This window comes from Streptococcus sanguinis, from assembly GCF_050220005.1.
In the GTDB taxonomy this organism is placed as follows: domain Bacteria; phylum Bacillota; class Bacilli; order Lactobacillales; family Streptococcaceae; genus Streptococcus; species Streptococcus sanguinis_Z.
In genome coordinates this window covers 630,080-650,629 of the sequence record NZ_CP071413.1, presented here as the reverse complement: position 1 = coordinate 650,629, position 20,550 = coordinate 630,080, and the positions used below count along the sequence as shown (strand labels likewise).

24 protein-coding genes are annotated in these 20,550 nt (G+C 44.5%); 4 read left to right on the top strand and 20 right to left on the bottom strand.

Going from position 1 to position 20,550, the window contains the following annotated elements; translation table 11 throughout:
- Positions 1-2: 2 nt before the first annotated feature.
- From J1C86_RS03325 to J1C86_RS03280, 10 genes are all read right to left on the bottom strand, one after another.
- Positions 3-434, bottom strand: coding sequence for an arginine repressor (locus tag J1C86_RS03325; RefSeq protein WP_002917531.1), 432 nt, complete (start codon positions 432-434; stop codon positions 3-5).
- The gene (locus J1C86_RS03320) at positions 427-1,242 is read right to left on the bottom strand and encodes a TlyA family RNA methyltransferase (protein ID WP_125405606.1); all 816 of its coding nucleotides are present in this window, start codon (positions 1,240-1,242) and stop codon (positions 427-429) included. The genes J1C86_RS03325 and J1C86_RS03320 overlap by 8 nt, the downstream gene beginning before the upstream one ends.
- The gene (locus J1C86_RS03315; RefSeq protein WP_125405604.1) at positions 1,235-2,110 is read right to left on the bottom strand and encodes a polyprenyl synthetase family protein; all 876 of its coding nucleotides are present in this window, start codon (positions 2,108-2,110) and stop codon (positions 1,235-1,237) included. The genes J1C86_RS03320 and J1C86_RS03315 overlap by 8 nt, the downstream gene beginning before the upstream one ends.
- Complete coding sequence (locus tag J1C86_RS03310; RefSeq protein ID WP_002896137.1) at positions 2,107-2,319, bottom strand: exodeoxyribonuclease VII small subunit; 213 nt, start codon at positions 2,317-2,319, stop codon at positions 2,107-2,109. The genes J1C86_RS03315 and J1C86_RS03310 overlap by 4 nt, the downstream gene beginning before the upstream one ends.
- Entirely contained in the window at positions 2,297-3,637 is a 1,341-nt protein-coding gene (gene xseA, locus J1C86_RS03305; RefSeq protein WP_125405601.1) for an exodeoxyribonuclease VII large subunit, read from the bottom strand. The genes J1C86_RS03310 and xseA overlap by 23 nt, the downstream gene beginning before the upstream one ends.
- Positions 3,582-3,818, bottom strand: a complete 237-nt coding sequence (locus tag J1C86_RS03300) for an initiator RepB protein (protein ID WP_125405598.1) — start codon at positions 3,816-3,818, stop codon at positions 3,582-3,584. Before J1C86_RS03300 ends, xseA begins: the two co-directional genes overlap by 56 nt.
- Positions 3,794-4,636: an NAD(P)H-hydrate dehydratase gene (locus J1C86_RS03295; protein ID WP_125408829.1), complete on the bottom strand. Its 843-nt coding sequence runs from the start codon at positions 4,634-4,636 to the stop codon at positions 3,794-3,796. Before J1C86_RS03295 ends, J1C86_RS03300 begins: the two co-directional genes overlap by 25 nt.
- 107 nt (positions 4,637-4,743) lie before the next feature.
- Positions 4,744-5,517: an HAD hydrolase family protein gene (locus J1C86_RS03290; RefSeq protein ID WP_125405592.1), complete on the bottom strand. Its 774-nt coding sequence runs from the start codon at positions 5,515-5,517 to the stop codon at positions 4,744-4,746.
- Positions 5,514-6,368 (bottom strand): bifunctional methylenetetrahydrofolate dehydrogenase/methenyltetrahydrofolate cyclohydrolase, encoded by an 855-nt coding sequence (locus J1C86_RS03285; protein WP_125405589.1) that lies wholly within the window; start codon positions 6,366-6,368, stop codon positions 5,514-5,516. Before J1C86_RS03285 ends, J1C86_RS03290 begins: the two co-directional genes overlap by 4 nt.
- A gap of 189 nt (positions 6,369-6,557) precedes the next feature.
- Positions 6,558-6,788 (bottom strand): DUF1797 family protein, encoded by a 231-nt coding sequence (locus J1C86_RS03280; RefSeq protein WP_002896146.1) that lies wholly within the window; start codon positions 6,786-6,788, stop codon positions 6,558-6,560.
- A 249-nt stretch (positions 6,789-7,037) separates the two neighbouring features.
- Here J1C86_RS03280 and J1C86_RS03275 point away from each other — a divergent pair, with 249 nt between their 5' ends.
- The gene (locus J1C86_RS03275) at positions 7,038-9,308 is read left to right on the top strand and encodes an ATP-dependent Clp protease ATP-binding subunit (RefSeq protein ID WP_125408828.1); all 2,271 of its coding nucleotides are present in this window, start codon (positions 7,038-7,040) and stop codon (positions 9,306-9,308) included.
- Positions 9,309-9,356: 48 nt separating this feature from the next.
- On the opposite strand, the gene J1C86_RS03270 is transcribed toward J1C86_RS03275, so the two are convergent.
- Both J1C86_RS03270 and J1C86_RS03265 read right to left on the bottom strand, forming a co-directional pair.
- On the bottom strand, positions 9,357-9,971 hold the full coding sequence (locus J1C86_RS03270; RefSeq protein WP_125405583.1) for a GyrI-like domain-containing protein: 615 nt from the start codon (positions 9,969-9,971) through the stop codon (positions 9,357-9,359).
- A 59-nt stretch (positions 9,972-10,030) separates the two neighbouring features.
- A complete protein-coding gene (locus tag J1C86_RS03265) occupies positions 10,031-10,930 on the bottom strand; it encodes a helix-turn-helix transcriptional regulator (RefSeq protein WP_125405580.1) in 900 nt (299 codons plus the stop codon).
- Positions 10,931-11,154: 224 nt separating this feature from the next.
- Between J1C86_RS03265 and J1C86_RS03260 the strand changes: the two genes are divergently transcribed.
- Both J1C86_RS03260 and J1C86_RS03255 read left to right on the top strand, forming a co-directional pair.
- A complete protein-coding gene (locus J1C86_RS03260; protein WP_002921936.1) occupies positions 11,155-11,604 on the top strand; it encodes an NUDIX hydrolase in 450 nt (149 codons plus the stop codon).
- Between the two features lie 67 nt (positions 11,605-11,671).
- A complete protein-coding gene (locus tag J1C86_RS03255) occupies positions 11,672-11,974 on the top strand; it encodes a DUF1827 family protein (protein ID WP_002898025.1) in 303 nt (100 codons plus the stop codon).
- Between the two features lie 26 nt (positions 11,975-12,000).
- Here the strand turns inward: J1C86_RS03255 and J1C86_RS03250 are convergent, their stop codons facing one another.
- Positions 12,001-12,435, bottom strand: a complete 435-nt coding sequence (locus J1C86_RS03250) for a GNAT family N-acetyltransferase (protein ID WP_125401376.1) — start codon at positions 12,433-12,435, stop codon at positions 12,001-12,003.
- Between the two features lie 22 nt (positions 12,436-12,457).
- Here J1C86_RS03250 and J1C86_RS03245 point away from each other — a divergent pair, with 22 nt between their 5' ends.
- Positions 12,458-12,913, top strand: coding sequence for a MarR family winged helix-turn-helix transcriptional regulator (locus J1C86_RS03245; RefSeq protein WP_125408827.1), 456 nt, complete (start codon positions 12,458-12,460; stop codon positions 12,911-12,913).
- A gap of 136 nt (positions 12,914-13,049) precedes the next feature.
- Here the strand turns inward: J1C86_RS03245 and ileS are convergent, their stop codons facing one another.
- From ileS to ftsZ, 7 genes are all read right to left on the bottom strand, one after another.
- Positions 13,050-15,842 (bottom strand): isoleucine--tRNA ligase, encoded by a 2,793-nt coding sequence (gene ileS / locus J1C86_RS03240; RefSeq protein WP_125408826.1) that lies wholly within the window; start codon positions 15,840-15,842, stop codon positions 13,050-13,052.
- Positions 15,843-16,124: 282 nt separating this feature from the next.
- Positions 16,125-16,919, bottom strand: a complete 795-nt coding sequence (locus J1C86_RS03235) for a DivIVA domain-containing protein (RefSeq protein ID WP_002907042.1) — start codon at positions 16,917-16,919, stop codon at positions 16,125-16,127.
- A gap of 9 nt (positions 16,920-16,928) precedes the next feature.
- Positions 16,929-17,714, bottom strand: a complete 786-nt coding sequence (locus tag J1C86_RS03230; RefSeq protein ID WP_125408825.1) for an RNA-binding protein — start codon at positions 17,712-17,714, stop codon at positions 16,929-16,931.
- On the bottom strand, positions 17,711-17,986 hold the full coding sequence (locus J1C86_RS03225; RefSeq protein ID WP_002896162.1) for a YggT family protein: 276 nt from the start codon (positions 17,984-17,986) through the stop codon (positions 17,711-17,713). The genes J1C86_RS03230 and J1C86_RS03225 overlap by 4 nt, the downstream gene beginning before the upstream one ends.
- A 5-nt stretch (positions 17,987-17,991) precedes the next feature.
- The gene (locus J1C86_RS03220) at positions 17,992-18,579 is read right to left on the bottom strand and encodes a cell division protein SepF (protein ID WP_002921959.1); all 588 of its coding nucleotides are present in this window, start codon (positions 18,577-18,579) and stop codon (positions 17,992-17,994) included.
- A 9-nt stretch (positions 18,580-18,588) separates the two neighbouring features.
- Positions 18,589-19,260 carry a YggS family pyridoxal phosphate-dependent enzyme gene (locus J1C86_RS03215; RefSeq protein ID WP_427150815.1) on the bottom strand — a complete coding sequence of 224 codons (672 nt, stop codon included), beginning with the start codon at positions 19,258-19,260 and terminating at the stop codon, positions 18,589-18,591.
- Positions 19,261-19,268: 8 nt separating this feature from the next.
- Positions 19,269-20,546 carry a cell division protein FtsZ gene (ftsZ, locus tag J1C86_RS03210; protein ID WP_032908876.1) on the bottom strand — a complete coding sequence of 426 codons (1,278 nt, stop codon included), beginning with the start codon at positions 20,544-20,546 and terminating at the stop codon, positions 19,269-19,271.
- Between the last annotated feature and the right edge of the window lie 4 nt (positions 20,547-20,550).

The window sequence follows — 20,550 nt, the reverse complement described above, 5'->3', positions numbered from 1 at the left end:
TCCTACCAATGGTGAATGATGGTTGCAACCCTTGCGGCTGCTTCCTCTGTCATCATAACCATCAAAATACTGTCGTTGTCTGCCAAGATACTGAAAATATCCTCAGCAAATTCATTTCTAAGATGGCGCTTGACCAGTGCTGTGCTCCCCGGTACCAGGCCGAGATTGATCATATTTCCCAAAACCTGACAGGACAGGATGTTATTTTCGGCCAAGCCCAGACTGCTGGTCATGGTCTTAGGCAGCTCGTAGATATAGGTGTTATCCTTGAGCGGTATCTTGACAATGCCCAGCTCTTTGATATCCCTAGAGACCGTAGCCTGGGTCGCTGTAATCCCAGACTCCCTGAGATGTTCTACAATTTCCTCCTGTGTGCCAATGTCATAGTCACTGACAAACCGTCTAATCTTTTCTAATCTATCCTTCTTATTCATCCTTAAATTCCTTGTGTGCTGCCTCTACGACAGCTGTCATCATAGCTGAATCAAGAGGTTGCGGCTCTGTGCTCTTTTCTAAATAGGCCAGAAATTCTACATTGCCCTGACCGCCCTGAATAGGCGAAAAATCCAGTCCCCTGACAGAAAAGCCAGCTTCTATCATAAATGCTGTGACCTTATCCAGAACTGCCAGATGGACCTTTTTATCCTTGACAATCCCTTTTTTACCAATCTGCTCGCGGCCTGCTTCAAACTGGGGCTTGATTAAGGCAACAACTTGCCCATCCTGAGCCAAAATCTCATGCAGAGCTGGCAAAATCAAACTCAGCGATATAAAGCTGACGTCAATACAGGCAAAGCTAGGCTCCTGTTCAAAGTCAGTCCTTTGGGCATAGCGAAAATTGAACTGCTCCATGCTGACAACCCGCTCATCCTGTCTGAGCTTCCAAGCCAGCTGATTAGTACCGACATCTACTGCATAGACCAGCTTAGCTCCGTGCTGCAGCATGACATCTGTAAAACCGCCAGTCGAAGCTCCGATATCCAAGGTCACTCGGTCAGTGACCGAAATATCAAAGACTTGCAAAGCCTTTTCTAGCTTGAGGCCGCCTCGGCTGACATATCTGAGTTTCTCACCTTTTAAGCGCAGCTCTGTTCCTGTGTCAATCTTTTCACCAGGCTTGTCAAAGCGCTGGCCATTGACCGCAGCAATAACCAGTCCAGCCATTACACCACGCTTAGCCTGCTCTCTGGTCTCAAAGAGCCCTTGTCTGTAGGCCAGCACATCTACTCTTTCCTTAGCCATTCAATCTCAAACTTTCTACTATCTTTTGAATTTCTCCGCCTGAAAATTCTGTCTTCTCTTCCAAGTCTGTCAGAATGTCCACAGCTTCATTAAGGGTCTGATTGAAAAAGTTCTTAGATCCATCCAGTCCCAGAAAGGCTGGATAAGTCGACTTGGCCGCAGCTAAATCTTTCTGCGGGGTTTTACCCAGCTCTTCAAAGCTGGCTGTCACATCCAAAATATCATCCCGCACTTGAAAGGCCAAGCCCAAGAGCTCTCCAATCCTACGAAGCTTGTCTTGAACAGACTGCTCGACCTGAACAATCAAACCAGCTGCGACAAAAGGATAGGTCAGTAGCTTACCCGTCTTATTGGCATGGATGATTTTTAAATCTTCTAAACTAATTGCTTGGCCTTCGCCTTGCATGTCCAGAACTTGACCAGCAACCATACCAAAGCTCCCTGCTGCCAGAGACAACTCAGAAATCAAGTCCACCTTGACCTGACTAGGCAGCTCGGCCCTTGCCAATAGTCCATAGGGGTCCAAAAAGAGAGAATCGCCCGCTAAAATAGCCATATCCTCTCCAAACTTCTTATGGCTAGTCAAGCGACCGCGACGATAGTCGTCATCATCCATAGCCGGCAAATCATCATGGATAAGGCTGCCAGTGTGAATCATCTCAAGAGCCGCCGCGACCTGATAGTGGGCCTCAGCCAGCTCTAGGCCAAAAGCTTGAATCAACTCCAATAGCAGTAAGGGACGAATCCGCTTGCCGCCAGCCTGGACCGAGTACAAAATAACTTCTGATAAATCCGACGACACTTGCTGAGACCTATAAAAACCTTCAATCGTCAGACCGATTTTTTCCAGTTTCTCGTTTCTTGTCATTCCATTTCCGTTTCTGTGCCGTCTGCCTGCATGACCTTAACTAAGGTCTTTTCTGCCTTGTCCAGACTAGCCTGGAGTTCCTTTGAAAGCTTCATCCCCTTTTGAAATTCCGCAATCGCCTCTTCCAGCGCTACATCACCATTTTCCAGCTTTTGGACAATGACTTCCAAGTCTGCTAAGTTTTCTTCAAATTTCTTTTCTTTGGACATGTTTTACCTCTACTTCCAGCTGCCCATCCCGCATGAGCAGGGTCAGCTCATCTTTTTCTTCAATGCCAGCACTTGACTCGACAACCTTTTGATTCTTTTGGACAATAGCATAGCCACGCGCCACGATTCGACTGGTATCCAGCATAAGCAAGGCCTCGGACAATCTCCTGACTTGAGCTACCTTGTTATCGTAAATGACTGCCATATTGCTACGCAGCAAACGCTCCAGCTGGGCAGTCTGCTCTTGAAGACGCTGAACGCGGCTGAGCGGATTCAATGCTTCCAAACGATGCTGCAAGATTTTGACCCGCTGTTGCTCTTCACTATAATATTCGCGAATTTTTTGCTTCAGTCGCAGGTTGAGTTGGTCTAACTTCTGCAGATGACCATCGTAAAGACGCTCTGGCTGTCGGAAGATAACCGACTGGGTTAGCTTATTCAATCTCTCTCGATAATAGCTCAGGCGATTGGACATCGCTCGTGACATGCGATTTTCCTGCTGCTGCAAATGTCCCAGCAGGTCCAGCTTGGTGACCGGTGTTGCTAGCTCAGCCGCAGCCGTCGGAGTCGCAGCCCTGCGATCTGCTACAAAGTCCGCCAAGGTCGTATCTGTCTCATGGCCGACACTAGAGATAATAGGAATCCTAGACTCAAAAATAGCCCGAACTGTTTCCTCTTCGTTGAAAGCCCAGAGTTCTTCAATAGAACCGCCTCCTCGACCAATAATCAGCACATCCAAATCGGACCGCTCATTGGCCAGTCTGATGTGATCAGCAACCTGAGCTGCAGCCCCATCTCCCTGCACCTTTGTCGGATAAAGGACAATCTCCACTCCCGGAAAGCGACGGCTGACCGTCGTGATAATATCCCGGATAACCGCTCCGCTGGGACTGGTTACGACACCGATTTTCTTAGGAAATTGAGGCAAGGCTTGCTTGAATTTATCTTGAAACAGCCCTTCTTCTCCCAGTTTTTTCTTGAGCTGTTCAAACTGGATAGCCAAGGCACCGATGCCATCCGGCTCTGCCTTTTCAATGATGATGGAATAGGAACCGCTAGGCTCATAGAGCTGCACCCGACCAATGACATTAATTTTCATGCCTTCTTCCAGCTCAAAGCCCAACTTCTGGTAGATACCAGACCAAATCGTGACCTGAATGACGGCCTTTTCATCCTTCAATGAAAAATACTGGTGATTGGGACGTCGGCGGAAATTGGACACCTGGCCAGTCAGATAGACCCGCTCCAAATAAGGATCCCGCTCAAACTTCATCTTCAGATACTTGGTCAAGGTCGAAACCGACAAATACTCTGGCATGCCCTTTTCCTTTCTTTTCTAGTTTTTCCGTAACTTTTATTATAACAAAAAACTGCATAAAAAACCGATTACAAAGTCTAAAAATCCCCTGAAAAGCTAGAAAAAAACTGGGCTTCCACAAAAGAAACCCAGCTGACTTAAAACCCAAGAAAAAGGCTACTGACTCATCTCCTTCATCCACCTTGGAATGGCTCTACTGATTGCCGTTGGCAGGACGACATAAGTTTCATGACTTAGTTCATCTGCAATCAAGGAGTGAAGAAGGGTTGCAGCCGCCACTCGCTCAAAGAGACTGCTTGACTTGAACTGACCCACAAAAGCAGCAATCATACCAGCCAGCGTATCCCCCATGCCGCCAGTTGCCTGATAAGGTCCGCCTACTGTCAGCTCAAAGACCTGCTCTTGCCCGCTTTGATAGACGGTCGTCCCATGCTTTTTCTGCACGACAATACTGCCCAGAGGCAGCTGATTGACCGCCGCCTGATTGGCTGCCGCTGTCTGATCTGACAAGCTCAAACCCGATAAACCTTTCCACTCCTTCTGGTGAGGGGTAAAAACTGTCTGAGCTTTTGGAAATGGCAAAGCTGCTTTGCTAAAGAGAGAAATGGCTCCGCCATCCATGATGAGTATCTGCTGTTCTGCCACAGTCTGGATTACCTTTTGTAGGATATCTAGACCTAGTTGATTCTCTGCTAGACCCGAACCAATCAAAACTAGATCTGATTTGCTCAGCTGCTCTGTCAATCGGTCTTGTTCCTCTAGGTCAAAGGCCATAGCCTCCGGTAGATGACTATGCAGAGGGGCGATATTTTCTCTATCTGTAGCAACAGTCACCAGACCTGCTCCGCTATTGACCGCCGCTAAAGCTGCCATGATAATGGCGCCCCCATAAGGATAGGTCCCCCCAATCAATAAGAGACGGCCGTAGTCGCCCTTGTGGCTATCCAAGGGACGTTCCCTAATGACTCTTTTTAAAATATTTTCAGCATTTTTTGACATGATATTCTCCTAGACCAACTTCATCCTGTACTGGTCTCAAGATGACCAAACCTATCTTCATTATACACCAAAAGGCACCTAAAGAGGTGCCTCGTATCGCAAGAAAGTTATTTTCTTCGGAAATCTGCAAATTTTTGTAAGATTCTTGCTGCGACTGCCTTGGGTAAATTTTCCTGAAAGGCAACCTGCTCATCCGCATAATCGCTCAAGCCTGGGAAATCCCCAACCTGCACAGCATAGAGAGAATTCTTAAAGAGCTGGATATCATTTTGATCATTACCAAAAGCTACATAATCCGAACCGCAGAGTTCCTTTACAGTTGAAGCCTTATTGGTTTCAGCCGGATTGATATAAAAACATTTCTCATGTTCATGATAGTCTAGACTCAGATTAGGCAAGTTTGCAAAACGAGCCTGTAAATCGTCTAAAAGCTGCTCATGATTCCCCATGTAAATAACGACCTTAATAGGATGCTGGAGTTCATTCAGTTCCAGCCGTCTTGCCCGCTTGAGAGGATCTACACTGGCAATAAAAGGGATTTTTTCTAAAATCTGGCCGCTGTAGTCAAAAGTATTATCAACGAAAAAAGGCAAATTATAGGTCAAACAAGTATCTAAAATGGCTTGATAACTCGACTGATGCAGCTGACGCTCAAACATCAGCTGTCCCTTCTGATAAGCCACTCCGCCGTTCAGGCCAATCACTATCTGCTGACTCAATTCCGGACCTAATAGTCCCAGACAATCCCGATAGGAGCGCGCCGAAGCAAACAGAACTTCATGCCCAAACTGAGGAGCCGTCAGCAGAACCTGCTTAATCTCCTCATCAATCGTCATATAATCAAAGGACAAGGTCCCATCCAAATCAAAAACAAATTTCATGATTCAAGACTCCGTTTAAAGGCTTGGTAGGTCTGCTCCATCAGCATGGTAATGGTCATAGGCCCAACACCTCCAGGTACAGGCGTAATCAGACTGGCAAGTTCAGACACTTCATCAAACTTAACATCGCCAATCAGCTTGCCATTTTCATCTCGGTTCATACCGACATCAATGACAACGGCCCCCTCCTTGACAAAGTCCTTGGTCACAAAATGTCCACGTCCGATAGCCACCACCAAAATATCTGCCCGCTTAGCAGTCTTTGCTAGATTGTGGGTCCGCGAATGCGTCAGTGTCACAGTCGCATTCTTAGCTAAAAGGAGCTGAGCCATGGGCTTACCGACAATATTACTCCGCCCGATGACGACCGCTCGCTTGCCTTCCAGTTCAACGCCATATTCATGGAACATTGCCATAATGCCCGCAGGAGTAGCTGGAATCATAACAGGATGGCCGCTCCATAGTTTGCCCATATTAAGCGGATGAAAGCCATCAACATCCTTGTCTGGATCAATGGCCAGCAGCACAGCTTCATCATCGATATGCTCAGGCAAGGGCAGCTGGACCAAAATCCCATGCCAGTCAGGATTTTGATTATAGGTTTCAATCAAGCTCAAGAGCTCTTCCTGGCTGGTCTCTTCTGGCAGACGTTCTACCTTACTCCGAAAGCCAGCAGCCAAGGCTGAGCGCTCTTTATTACGTACGTAGATTTGACTGGCTGGATTATTTCCCACTAGAATCACTACCAAGCCCGGTACCTGACCTGTCTTTTCTTTGAGGCGAGCCGTTTTATCGGCTAATTTTTTCTGAAGCTTCTCTGCCAAACCTCTACCATCAATAATCTGGGCCATGTCATTCTCATTTCTTTTTCATTATCTTTTTCATTATACCAAAAAAATCTGTGCCCAGCCTATAACTTTTTCTTATACAAGGTTATAAGACGAGGTTTCATCGGCAGCTAGTGGTAAAATTTTCAGACCTACTAAATCTTTTTCAAAATAAGATAAAAAGGGTAAAAATAAAAAGCAGCTAAGTGCTTTTTAGTAGAGTAATTCATAAATTTCCATTGCAATCAAATCGATGCTGTCGAAAGTATAGGTCTCACGCGCTGCAACATCACGCAAGGTGAAGACAGAGCCGTTTTCTTCGTCGTAACTGTAAGCTACTTCTGCTACAACCACTCCTTCACGCTCAAAATTACGTTTCAAATTTCCGCCATCCTTAGCCATAGCTTCTAAGCGGTTGATAATTCTAACTAAATGTGATTCCATTTTGTTTCTCCTATTTACTTAGTTCCCTCTTATTTTACCATAAATAGCGACCGAAATACCACTAAAAGCCTATTTTTTGTAATTTTTCAAGAATTTGTTTTCATTCTGCTCGGTCTAAGGGAGGATTTTGTAGTAAATTCTTGCAAAGTTCGAGAATACTGATATAATGAAACTATAAAACTTTGACTATTTTTGACCTTTAATTATTTCTATAAATAACTTGCACACTAAAAGAAAAGAGGTATCTGCATGCTTTGCCAAAATTGTAAAATCAATGAATCTACGATTCACCTTTATACCAACGTAAATGGCCATAAACAGCAGGTGGATTTGTGCCAAAACTGCTACCAAATCATGAAAACAGACCCTGAACATTCCTTGTTCGGTGGAATTGCTAATGCCAACAATCACGGAACAGATCCTATTGATGACTTCTTCAACAGTCTCAGCAATTTTCAACAGCCTCAGGAACCAACTACTCCTCCTACCCAATCTGGCGGAGCCTATGGGGGCGGTAGCGGCTACGGCTCCAATTCTAGCAAGGGTGGTCAGCCTCAGCCAAGTCCGCAAAAGCCAAAAGGCCTGCTGGAAGAGTTTGGTATCAACGTGACTGAGTTGGCTCGCCGAGGCGAGATTGATCCTGTTATTGGCCGTGATGAAGAAATCGTCCGTGTCATTGAAATCCTCAACCGCCGCACCAAAAACAATCCTGTTCTCATAGGAGAGCCAGGAGTCGGAAAAACAGCCGTGGTGGAAGGCTTGGCCCAGAAAATTGTCGATGGTGATGTGCCTCATAAACTCCAAGGCAAGGAAGTTATCCGCCTAGACGTTGTCAGTTTAGTACAGGGAACTGGTATCCGCGGCCAATTTGAGGAGAGAATGCAGAAGCTTATAGATGAGATTCGTTCTCGCCAGGATGTCATTCTCTTTATTGATGAAATCCATGAAATTGTCGGAGCAGGCTCTGCTGGCGATGGCAATATGGACGCTGGAAACATTCTCAAACCAGCTCTGGCTCGCGGAGAACTCCAAATGGTCGGAGCGACTACCCTCAACGAATATCGCATCATTGAGAAGGATGCTGCACTGGAGCGCCGCATGCAGCCGGTTAAGGTAGACGAGCCGACTGTTGAAGAAACGGTTACCATCCTCAAAGGGATTCAGAAAAAATACGAAGACTACCATCATGTCAAGTACACAGATGCGGCCATTGAAGCTGCTGCGCTTCTCTCCAACCGCTACATCCAAGATCGCTTCCTGCCAGACAAGGCTATTGACCTCTTGGATGAGGCTGGATCCAAAATGAATCTGACCCTCAACTTTGTTGATCCCAAGGTCATTGACCAACGTCTGATTGAGGCTGAAAACCTCAAGGCTCAGGCAACTCGTGACGAAGATTTCGAGAAAGCAGCTTACTTCCGTGATCAGATTGCCAAGTACAAGGAACTCCAGCAGACAAGTGTGCTAGATAAGGATACTCCGATTATCAGCGAGAAAACGATTGAGCACATCGTAGAGCAAAAGACCAATATCCCAGTTGGCGACCTCAAAGAAAAAGAACAGTCTCAACTAGTCAATCTCGCCAGCGACCTAAAGGCCCATGTCATTGGCCAAGACGATGCAGTGGATAAGATTGCAAAGGCCATCCGCCGCAACCGAGTCGGACTAGGAAGTCCTAATCGCCCAATCGGCAGCTTCCTCTTTGTCGGACCAACTGGTGTCGGTAAGACTGAGCTATCTAAGCAACTAGCCATTGAGCTCTTTGGCTCGGCTGATAGCATGATTCGCTTTGATATGAGTGAATACATGGAAAAACACAGCGTGGCCAAGCTAGTCGGTGCTCCTCCGGGCTATGTCGGCTATGATGAAGCTGGTCAATTGACTGAGCGCGTCCGCCGCAATCCATACTCACTCATTCTGCTGGATGAGGTAGAAAAAGCCCATCCTGATGTTATGCACATGTTCCTGCAGGTTCTGGATGATGGTCGCCTGACCGATGGCCAAGGACGGACTGTCAGCTTCAAGGACACCATTATCATCATGACATCCAATGCCGGAACTGGCAAAGCTGAAGCTAGCGTTGGCTTTGGGGCAGCGCGTGAAGGCCGCACCAACTCCGTCTTAGGTGAGCTGGGCAACTTCTTCAGTCCTGAGTTTATGAACCGCTTTGACGGCATTATCGAATTCCAGGCGCTCAGCAAGGACAATCTGCTGCAAATCGTCAACCTTATGCTGGACGATGTCAATCAACGTTTGGCAACCAATGACATTCATCTGGATGTTACGGAGAAGGTCAAGGAAAAATTGGTTGACCTAGGCTACGATCCAAAAATGGGCGCTCGCCCACTGCGCCGTACCATTCAGGACCATATCGAAGATGCTATTACTGACTTTTATCTGGAAAATCCAAGCGAAAAAGAGCTCAAAGCTATTATGACCAGCAATGGCAAGATTCTCATCAAGTCAGCCAAGAAAACTGAAAGCACAGAGTCCGTTCATTCATCTCAAGAAGAAAAATAATTGTCGACAAAATAGAGCAGAAAACACTTAGTTTTCTGCTCTATTTCTTTATTGATTTTTCTGAACCTTGTAGCGCAGAATTGTTTTCAGCTTGCTAGAGTCTGTCCGATTCAGATTATTGAGGTAGATTTCTCTATGAGTGTTTGAAACCCGTGTCAGCTGGTGATTCTGGCAAAAGGCATCCATTTTAGCGAAGGATTGAGGTTCTTCGTCAAAAGAACCAAGATGCAGCATGGCGACACACTCTCCTTCCGTCATTTCTTCAAAGCGAATCTCGTCATAGAGAGGATTAGGCTTTTTGACACGGACTTGTTCCAGAGCCTTTTTCACCATTTCTCCAGTGATAAAGTCCGGCTGTCCAATCATAATGGTATAAATCAATTCTTCTTTAATCAGTTCTCCTGCTTGCTCTTGCTGCCAAAGTCCTTCCAAGGGATAGACTGTAAAATCAGTAAATTCTTGCTCGACCGCTGTCTTTTTGTAGTTCATCTTGATAGCATAGGCTAAGCTGTACAGAGCACCAACCCGTTCCGAAAAGTCAGCAGCATTAGGATTGCCCTTGCCGTCAATCATGATAAAAGACTGGGCAGGAACATCTATGAGACAGGGTGCAGACTTGATTTGATATAATTCACGATTGGCTTTTCTCCATTCATATTTCATGAGAGAGCCCTCCTTTCTTTACTACAAACAGTATAGCAAAGAAAAGCTGACAACCTCTGTCAGCTTTTGTAAATATCGGCAATAGCTTTTAACTTTTCTTTGAATTCTTCCCGTAACCGAGGTGGCTCCATGATTTCAACTCCATCCAAAAAGGATAGCAAGTAGGTATAAAGACTATCGTGATTCGGCAAAAGGGTTTCGACATAAAGGCTCCCATCAGTCTCCTCTAGCTCTGCTTCTGAAAACTCCTCGTACACCCGAAAGGCATACTTCCGGTCAAATTTCAAGAGGACTTTTACAGTGCCTCCTAGCCGCTCCTCAGGACTAAATTTCTCATTCAAGACTCTCTGCTTAAATCGTTCCTCTAACATCTGACAGTCTCTCATTCTGCTGAGTTTAAAAAAGCGCAGAGCTTGTCTTAAACGACAAAAGCCAGCAACATACCAGTTTTGGCTTTTAAATACTAACTTCAGCGCCTCTATCTTGCGCTGCTCTCTTTCTCCATGCCCATTCAAGTAAGAAAAAGACAAGACTCTTCTTTGCAAGATTGCTTGCTTAATGGTATCAAACAGTTCTTTCTGAACTGCTTTCTTGCGCCAGTCAGTAAAATCCACCTCCAGCCAGGAAGTTGCCTGAACTTGAAACAAGGACTGCAGTTTAGACAGGGTCTCTACTTGCTCGCCATCTGTTAAAATCTGGAAGCCTTGAAGAGCAGCTAATAGCTCATCCCTCTCAGACTCTGAAAACAAGGCCTTGTCTAAGACAAAATCCTTCATCAGAAAAATACCCCCGCCCTTGCCTGGGCTGCAATAGATAGGGATTCCTGCCAAACTCAGCTTGTCTACGTCTCGATAGATGGTCCGAATAGATACTTCAAATAGTGAGGCCAATTCGGGAGCTGTTGTGCGACCTTGCTCTAAAAGAAGATATAAGATTTTAAAAAGTCTGCTTTCTGTCATAAAACCACCTCGCTCCTATTATAACAATTTCTTCTAAAAATGTTTTACCATTCCTATAAAGAAGAGTTTTCTAAACGGTCGGAGGAAGGAATTTATTATTTGAAGGGGATTTCTTTCAAGGACTATCATTCTTTTTCTGTCCAATAAACCGAGTAAATTCTTGACAGCTGGTCCTTAGTCCATTATGATAGATAGTAAACTGACTAGAGATTGAGGATATTAGAATGACAAATCCAACCTTTGGTGAAAAGGAAGCAAATGTAGAATATGTGACCCGCTACGGAGTCTATGCCGTTATCCCAGACGAAAAGAAAGAAAAGATTATTTTGGTCCAGGCGCCTAATGGAGCTTGGTTTCTGCCTGGTGGAGAGATTGAAGAGGGGGAAAACCATCAGACTGCTCTTGAACGCGAGCTGATGGAAGAACTTGGATTCACGGCCCAGCTTGGACGCTATCTTGGACAAGCTGATGAATATTTTTACTCCCGCCATCGCGACACCTATTTTTACAACCCAGCCTACCTGTATGAGGTCACCTCTTTCCAAGAAGTCCAAAAACCGCTGGAAGATTTCAACCAGCTTGCCTGGTTCCCAGTCGATGAAGCTATCGAAACACTCAAACGCGGCAGCCATAAATGGGGTATCCAAGCATGGAAAAATACGCTTAAAGCTTAAAGAAATCATTCACAATTTATAGCAAACATGTTATAATAATAGCAGGTATAAAGCAGGAGGAAATCGTATGAAGCTTATTAATACAACAAACAGTCATGCTGACCTTGTCAAAAGCCAATTGGAAAGCACCGATGCGATATTAGTCGAAGTTTATTCTGCTGGAAACAGCGATGTTGTTTTTACACAAGCTCCTCTTCACTATGAAATCTTGATTTCAAACATGCACCGTGCTGTACGCGAACAGGAAATCGAAAAAATCAGAGAATTTTTCTTGAAGAGAAAAATTGATGCAAATACTATTGATAGAGCTGCTATCCGCACGATTTACGCTAATAATCTAATCGAAATTTCCATTCCTGTTAAACAGTAAAAACTAAGGCCATCGCCTTAGTTTTTTTATTGTTTATAGATCATGGTAATGTGAGGTGTCGATTCAAAAATAAAGGGTTGGCCAACTGATTTGAAGCCATACTTTTCATAGAGAGCAGCCACCTGAACCTGAGCCTCTATTTCAATTTCCTTTCCTGGCCATTTCTCAGCACATAATTGCAGGATTTCTCTGATAAGCTGTCCTCCTAAGCCCTGTCCTCGTGCAGACTGAGCTGTGACTACTCGACCAAAGACCAAATGCTCTCCCTCTTCAAAGACACGGGCATAAGCATCAATTTCACCTTGTTCATTAGCATGGTAAACATGCTCGGCTTCTAGGTCTTTCTCATCTAGCTCATGATAAATGCGCTCCTGCTCCACCACAAAGGTGTCAATGCGCAATTTTAAGATTTGATAAAATTCTATCGGGGTCAACTCTGTTAATTTTTTTCTATACCACATACTTGTTTCCTATAACTTTTTAATGTATAATAAATGCAAATGCAACTATCAAGGAGTTCCTATGGATTATCGTCAACTTTTCCGACAAATGGGCTTTATTTCTAGACAAGCCATGATGAAAATGAATCAGAAAGCCAGTAACTACGGCCTAGACAATAATTTATTTCTACTACTCATTCGTATCGTCGAAAATGAAGGTATCAGCCAGTCACAACTGGCAGAACTGGTGCAGATTGACAAGACTACTCTCAGCCGTTCTCTAGGAAAGCTGGAAGATAGAGGCTTGATTATCAAAAAGACCAAAGCTCAAAATAAGAAGTTCAAAGAGCTCTATCCTAGCAGTCAGGCTCTCAAACTCTATGACCAGCTGATTGGCTTTGAAAATACCTACGCCAGTCAGGCTCTGCGGCAACTGACTTCCTCTGAGCTCTTTCAGCTCCAAAACATTTTGGCTAAAATAAGCACTCCTAAGTTATAACTAGTATAACAGAAAACAGTTGCAAATGCAACTGTTTGTTTTTGCTAATTTGGTTTTAAATTAACAAATTTTCAAATCGATCTATCTAAAAATGGCTTACCGCTAAAGGGCAAAGCCATTTTTTATTTTGGAAAACTTACTTGCTCTCAAAGCCTTCTGCGACAGCTTGAGCAAAGTTTTCTTCTAAAATTTCTGCACAGTGGTCACAGACAAGGGCTTGATAGCTGCGCTCTTTAACTGTTGTATCAATGCGGCGGCAGCGATCACAGACTTGCCCCTGCGCATGCTCTACAACAAAAGCTACATCTTCAAAGACTAGAGCGCCTTCTGGAGCAGGTCCTTCAGCAATCGTCAATTGAGAAACGATGAGAAGCTGGGCCACATCGCTGTTGACTGCTTCCAGCAAGGTCTTAATGACTTCATTTGGATAGACAGTCAGGTGTGCTTCCAGCGATTTTCCGATAACCTTCTCATTGCGGGCTTCTTCCAAGGCTTTCTGAGCCTGACTACGGAAGTCCATAAAGGCAGACCAAGTGTCCAAGATTTCTTCCTGATTTGGGAAAGTCTGAGCTTCTGGCAATTCAGATAACTGAACAAATTCTTCCTCTTCGTGCTCTAGGTAAGACCAGATTTCTTCTGCTGTGTGCGGCAAGATTGGCGTCAACAGCTTGGTAATCTTGACCAAGATGTCATAGAAAACAGTCTGCATCTGACGACGTTCCAATGATTTAGCTGCTTCGATATAGACGACATCTTTGGCAAAGTCCAGATAGAAAGCAGACAAGTCAACTGTCACAAAGTTGACAATCGCTTTGTAAATAGTCAGAAACTCAAAGTCTGCGTAAGCCTTGCGAATAGTCTCCACTAATTGATTGAAGCGGATAGTCATGTATTTATCAACGGAGCGAAGTTCTTCGTAAGCTACGGCATCCTCAGCTGGATTAAAGTCAGAGGTATTGGCAATCAAGAAACGAAGTGTATTCCGAATCTTACGGTAGGTTTCAGAAACTTGACCCAAGATATCCATAGAGATACGAACATCGTTGCTGGAGTCTACACTTGTCACCCAGAGACGCAAGATTTCCGCACCAAATTGTTTTTCCACGTCACTTGGAGCAATTGTATTTCCAAGGGATTTAGACATCTTTTCGCCCTTACCATCTAAGGCAAATCCTTGTGACAAGATTTGTTTGTAAGGAGCTACGCCATGGTTGGCAACTGAAGTGATGAGGGATGAGTTGAACCAACCACGGTATTGGTCTGAACCTTCTAGATAAAGATCAGCTGGGTAAGTCAATTCCGGACGGTTGACCACTACACCATTCCATGATGAGCCTGAGTCAAACCAAACGTCCATGATGTCCGTTTCCTTGGTAAATTCGCCGTTTGGAGAACCTGGATGAGTAAATCCTTCTGGCAAGAGGTCCTTGGCTTCACGCTTCCACCAGACGATAGAGCCATGCTCCTCAAAGAGTTGAGCTACGTGTTCGATGGTTTCGGCCGTCATGATTGGTGTTCCGTCTTCGGCATAGAAGATTGGCAACGGCACACCCCAAGCCCGCTGACGAGAGATAACCCAGTCACCACGGTCACGAATCATGTTATAGAGACGTACTTTACCCCATTCAGAATGGAATTTAACCTTTTCAATTTCGTCCAAGATTTCTTGGCGGAATTTAGAAACAGATGCAAACCACTGTGGAACTGCCCGCCAGATAATTGGCTTCTTAGTCCGCCAGTCAAATGGGTAGGAGTGAGAGATTTCTTCTTGAGCAAGGAGCAAGTCACCAAGCTTTTCAATAACTGTTGGTGCAACTTTGTCATAGAACTGGCCTGCAAAATCAGGACCAGCATTTTCCATCATGATACCGCGCTCATTAACAGTGACAAATACTTCCAAGCCATTAGCTACACCGACATTATAGTCGTCCTCACCAAAACCAGGCGCTGTATGGACAATACCAGTACCAGAGTCAGTCGTAACGTGGTCACCCAGGATAACAAGTTCATCTACAGCGGTATCCCATGGGTGAACTGTCACGATGTGGTTCAATTCTTGACCACGGTAGGTAGCCAAAACTTGAACATCAGCCCAGCCAAATTTCTCAGACAGACTATTCAACAATTCTGAAGCAACCACAAACTTACGAGATTCACCAGCTGGTTGAACGACTACGTAATCAATATCTGCTCCAACAGTCAAACCACGAGAAGCTGTAATGGTAAATGGAGTTGTTGTCCATACGACGATGTAAGTATCTGTGTCCAGTACCCCTTTTCCGTCTTTAACGCGGTTAGCATAGTAGAGAGAGGTGGAAAGCAAGTCATGGTATTCAATTTCCGCTTCAGCCAAAGCTGACTCAGAAGACCAAGACCAGTAAACGGGCTTAGCACCACGGTAGATGTAGCCTTTCTTAGCCATTTCACCAAAGACACGGATTTGAGCCGCTTCATAATCTGGTGTCAAGGTTACATAAGGATTATCCCAGTCACCAGAAACACCCAAACGCTTAAAGTCCTCTTTTTGCTTTTCGACTTGGCTAAGCGCATAGTCCCGACACATGTTGAGGTATTCTACCAAGTCCAGCTCTTTGCGCTTAACGCCTTGCTTTGCCAACACCTGCTCGATTGGAAGACCATGCGTATCCCATCCTGGAATGTAAGGCGCATAGTAGCCAGCCATAGACTTCGAACGAACAATGATATCTTTAGAAATCTTGTTCATAGCATGGCCGACGTGAATATTCCCATTAGCATAAGGAGGGCCATCATGCAGGATAAAGTGCGGCTTGCCTTCATTCAGTTCCTGACGGCGTTGATACAGCTTCGCTTGATCCCATTCCTTTTGCCAGAGAGGCTCCTTATTTGGAAGACCAGCCCGCATAGGAAAAGCAGTTTTTCCAAGATTGAGTGTTTCTTTCAGTTTCATTGTATTCCTCTTTATTTTTTAAATTACAAATTAAAAACCGCAAACTTCTCCAAAAAGGACGAAAATTCGCGGTACCACCTTTGTTTAGGCAAGACAATAGCATGATGCTCCTCTTGCCCCTCTTTGTCCGTAACGTGGACTGCCGTTTCATCCTACTGATTTCAGACGAAAGTTCTGTAAAATGATAGCCCAAGCAAGATGGACTGCAGATCTTTCACCATCATCTGCTCGCTGAAAGTATTTTGCTTAGTCTGTGTTTTTACAATCTTATCTTCTTTAAAATTATAAAATATTTACTGGAACTTTTTGTTCCCCATTTGTATCATCATCGTGATGGTCAGCTTCTGAGTTTTCCTCAGCTGCGTGAGCTTCTATGTCTTCATCACTGAGCGGAGAAAAAGCTTGGGTCGCAGCTAATTCACGGTTAGCAGCTTCAATGCGCTCTTGCAACTCAGCCATTTCTTCTGGAGAAAATTGACGTGTAACATCCACTTCTTCCTCGCGGACAACTGCTTCTTCTCCCAGAACCTCCGATACAACCTCCTTGAAGGCCTCATCGCTGGTCTGCAGGTAAGTAGCTGTCGGACGAAGGATTTCTTCCCATTCAGACGAATCCACAATGCTGAGTTGGCTCTCAATGGTTGATTTCAAACGTTGATGGAAGACACGTGTTTTATTTTTCAGTTCTTCTGTTTCAATGGCTACTTTCTTAGCATTGTCAGCTGCCTGACGTAAAATCTCATCAGCCTTGTACTTAGCTCCATCCAACAAATGCTGCGCATCCTGCTCCGCCTGACGGACAATATTAGTAGATCGCTCGTTGGCAGCAACTTTAACACGCTCAGCCGTATCCTGAGCAATCAAAACAGACTGGCTGAGAGAGTCTTTCATCTCATCAAAATAAGTCAGACGTTCTTCCAGATTGCGAATTTTTGCTTCTTTTTCGTGGTTTTCACGAACCAAGTCCTCATAATCGCGGACAACGATGTCAAGGAATTCATCTACCTCTTCAACATCATAGCCTCTAAATTTGGTTCCAAAGGATTTATCTTTAATTTCTAATGCTGTAAGTGTCATAGTTCCTCCTCATTTACTAGTTAATAATTCAACAGTTAACTTATGTTTTCCATTCTTGGAAAGGCCATTTTCTCTTAAAACCTTAAATCTTCCAAATCGTCTAACGCTAATCAAGTCTTCAAGCCCGACCTGCTGGCTGGGATTGTCATTAACAGCGTAGTTCATTTTCACATGCTTGCCAGAAATCAGCTGAGCGGCCTGGCTCCTTGATAACTTAAAGGTACTGGCTACCAACTTGTCCAAGCGAAGGCTAGATGCTAAAATTTCTCTGGTAACAGCCTGCTTCTGCTCTTTCAGCTGCTCTGCAAAGGAAACTTCCTTTAGTCTAACAGGCATCTTTGCTACTTTGGTGACATGATCTATAAAATACTGGGCCAGTCTCTTATCTACAAAGAGCTGAGCGCGGTCTCCAACCACAAGAATATCACCAAAGGTCCGTCTTTCAATCCCTAATTGATTGAGAAGAGTCCCCATAATCTGCGAATGACTGATTTTATAAAATTTGCTTGCATAGGAAATTTCCAGCAAGCTCAATTCAAAATCATCCATATTCAGTTGGTAATAAGAAGGCGCCACAAGAACTCTTGCCAGTTCACTTGGATAATAACCCGAACTAGCAAAGACTTGCACATCATATTGCTTGCCAATATTCTTCAGGATTGAGACCTGATGGGGATTCAGAAAAGACGTTGTTTCAAACGCATAGGTATCTTGAACCCGCTGAAGCAGCTCCAGACTCCTATCAATAAACTCTCGATCCTCATGCGAAAAGTGTTGATATAAATCTTTCATCATAATAACATTAGTAAGACGCTTATTAAATAAAAGACCACACGATTTAAAAGGTTTAAAGCCAGAATTGCAACCCAAACGGTAAAGTCCAGCCCTGCAAACTGCAAGGGAAGACGGCGGAAAAGTTTTAAATACGGTTCTACAATTCGTGTTAGAAACTCTCCGAATTTGGTTTGATAGGCTCCTGGAAACCAAGACAGAAGTGCATAGACAATCAAGGCAATGCTATAAAGATCGAAAAGATTAGAGATGGCACGAATTACAAAATATAACATATCTCTTATCTACTGCGCTTCATATCAAAGTCGAATTCGCTGATTTCAACATCGTTTGGCAGGCGGATATCTTCCACATTTACCACTACATTAATCGGAGTCAGCAAATACATAGTGCTTGCAACTTTTTTCAAATTTCCAGCCAAGACATAACGCGCACCGTCTAGGTAGTCTAAACAGCGACGAGCCTGTACCTCAGTCATATACTGGAAGTCAATCAGGATGCTTTCATTGGCCAAAAGCAGGTCAACAATTTCAGTCGCTTCCTCATATCTCCTCGGATAACGAACATCAATCGTAATCTTCTCATCCGCATTTGCACGGTGCTGAGCCAATTCCTGCTGACGTGCATGCAGTCTGGTAATATTCTCTGTAGAAGATTTCTGTTGTGGCTGTTGTTTAGGCTGTGGCTTGGCCGCAGCAACCGGACGAGGAGCTGGCTTGCTCTCTCTGACTGGCTTAGGCTGAACCAATTCAGGCTTCTGCTTAACAGGCGCTGCAGGTCTGCTGACAGTCTGCTCCTGAACCTCAGTCTCATCTCCATCTTCTGTAAAATAATCTATAAATTTATCAAATCTATCTTTTAATGACATATTTCTTTCCTATTTAAAAAATGCTGTACCGATTCTGACATAGGTCGAGCCATGGGCAATTGCTTCTGGATAATCACGGCTCATTCCCATGCTTAATTCAGAAAAGGGCATATTATTTAACTGTTTCTTTTTTAATTCTTTTTGTAGTTGATGAGCCTTTTCAAAAATTTGGTTCAGCTCCTCATGACTAGCTTCAAACGGAGCCATAGTCATCAATCCCACAATTTGAACATTTTCTAATTTTTCAAGTTCAGGCAGGACAACTTCAAGTTCTTCAATCAAAAAGCCATGCTTGCTCTCTTCTTTAGAAATATTCACCTGCAGGAAACATTTAATCACATGTTCAGCCCGTTTGTCAATCTCCTTGGCCAATTTTACAGAATCTAAAGCGTGAAAGTAATCAACATAGTTAATCACATCCTTGACTTTTCTCCTCTGCAAACTGCCGATCAGGTGCCAGGTCAGATTCTCATCTTTCAGAGCATGGTATTTATCTAGAAATTTATCTACCCGATTTTCTCCGATATGCTGAATACCTGTACGAACAAGCTCCTGAGTAGTTTCGCAGTCAACATATTTGGTAACTGTGATGATATTCACTGAATCTTTCAAACGATGGGCTTGCTCCGCCGCTTGAGCGACGGATTGAAAGACCAACTCTTTATTATTCTGCAAATTCATGATTTAGATTAACGATTTCTGAAGAACGGAGGTGTTTCCAATTCATCATCATCTTCATTAGTTTCTGCATAGCGTTCCACGCGGGCTGACGAACTTGGTTCAGCCTGACGAACAATCGCTTCGCGGCGAAGATCCCAATCACCAAAGGCTGAACCTTTAGGCGCATCCGTTCTTTGACGAGTTGGAGCAGGAATATCAACCGTTTCGGTCATATCAAAGTTTCGTTCAAACTGTCCTGAGCGAACTTCGCGATTTGGCTCAACTTGCTGCGGACGGCTTGGACTAGTAGGTTGTGGTGTCTGACGAATGCCGCTGACCTTTTCAACCTTGTCCTGACGGACACCAGTAGCTACAACAGTCACGCGGATTTCATCCTTCATAGACTCATCAATAGCAGTACCGAGCCAGATGTTCACACCATGACCTGCTGCTTGGTTGACAATTTCTGAAGCTTCTTCAGCTTCAATCAGAGTCATATCTAGGCCACCAGTAACGTTGACAATTACGTCCTCTGCGCCATCAATGGTTGTTTCCAAAAGAGGTGAGTAGATAGCTTTGCGAGCAGCTTCGATGACACGTTCTTCACCGCTACCAACACCAATTCCCATCAAGGCATTACCCTTGTCTGCCATAACTGTTTTCACGTCGGCAAAGTCAAGGTTAATCAGTCCTGGGCTGGTAATCAAGTCGGTAATCCCTTGGACACCTTGGCGAAGAACATTATCAGCTTCACTGAGTGCTTCAAGGAGCGGAGTCTTCTTATCTACAATTTCAAGCAAGTTGTTATTTGAGATAATCAAGAGTGTGTCTACATGCTCTCGAAGTTCGTTGATTCCTTCTACTGCAAAAGTTCCGCGCTTGCTTCCTTCGAAACCGAAAGGACGTGTAACTACAGCGACAGTCAGAGCACCAACATTTTTTGCGATACGAGCAATCACTGGAGCAGCTCCTGTCCCAGATCCACCACCCATACCAGCAGTGATGAAGACCATATCTGCTCCTTGCAGAGCTTCGGTCAGGACTTCTTCACTTTCTTCAGCAGCCTTGCGGCCAACTTCAGGCTGACCTCCGGCACCAAGTCCGCGAGTCAGCTTAGGACCGAGCTGAATCACTGTTTCAGCCTTGGCACTGCTAAGAGCTTGAACATCTGTATTTGCTGCGATGAATTCAACACCAGCAACACCTTCATCAATCATTCGGTTGATGGCATTACCGCCACCTCCACCGACACCAATAACTTTAATTACTGCGCCTTGTGCAGCAGCAGCGTCAAATGAAAATGTCATATTC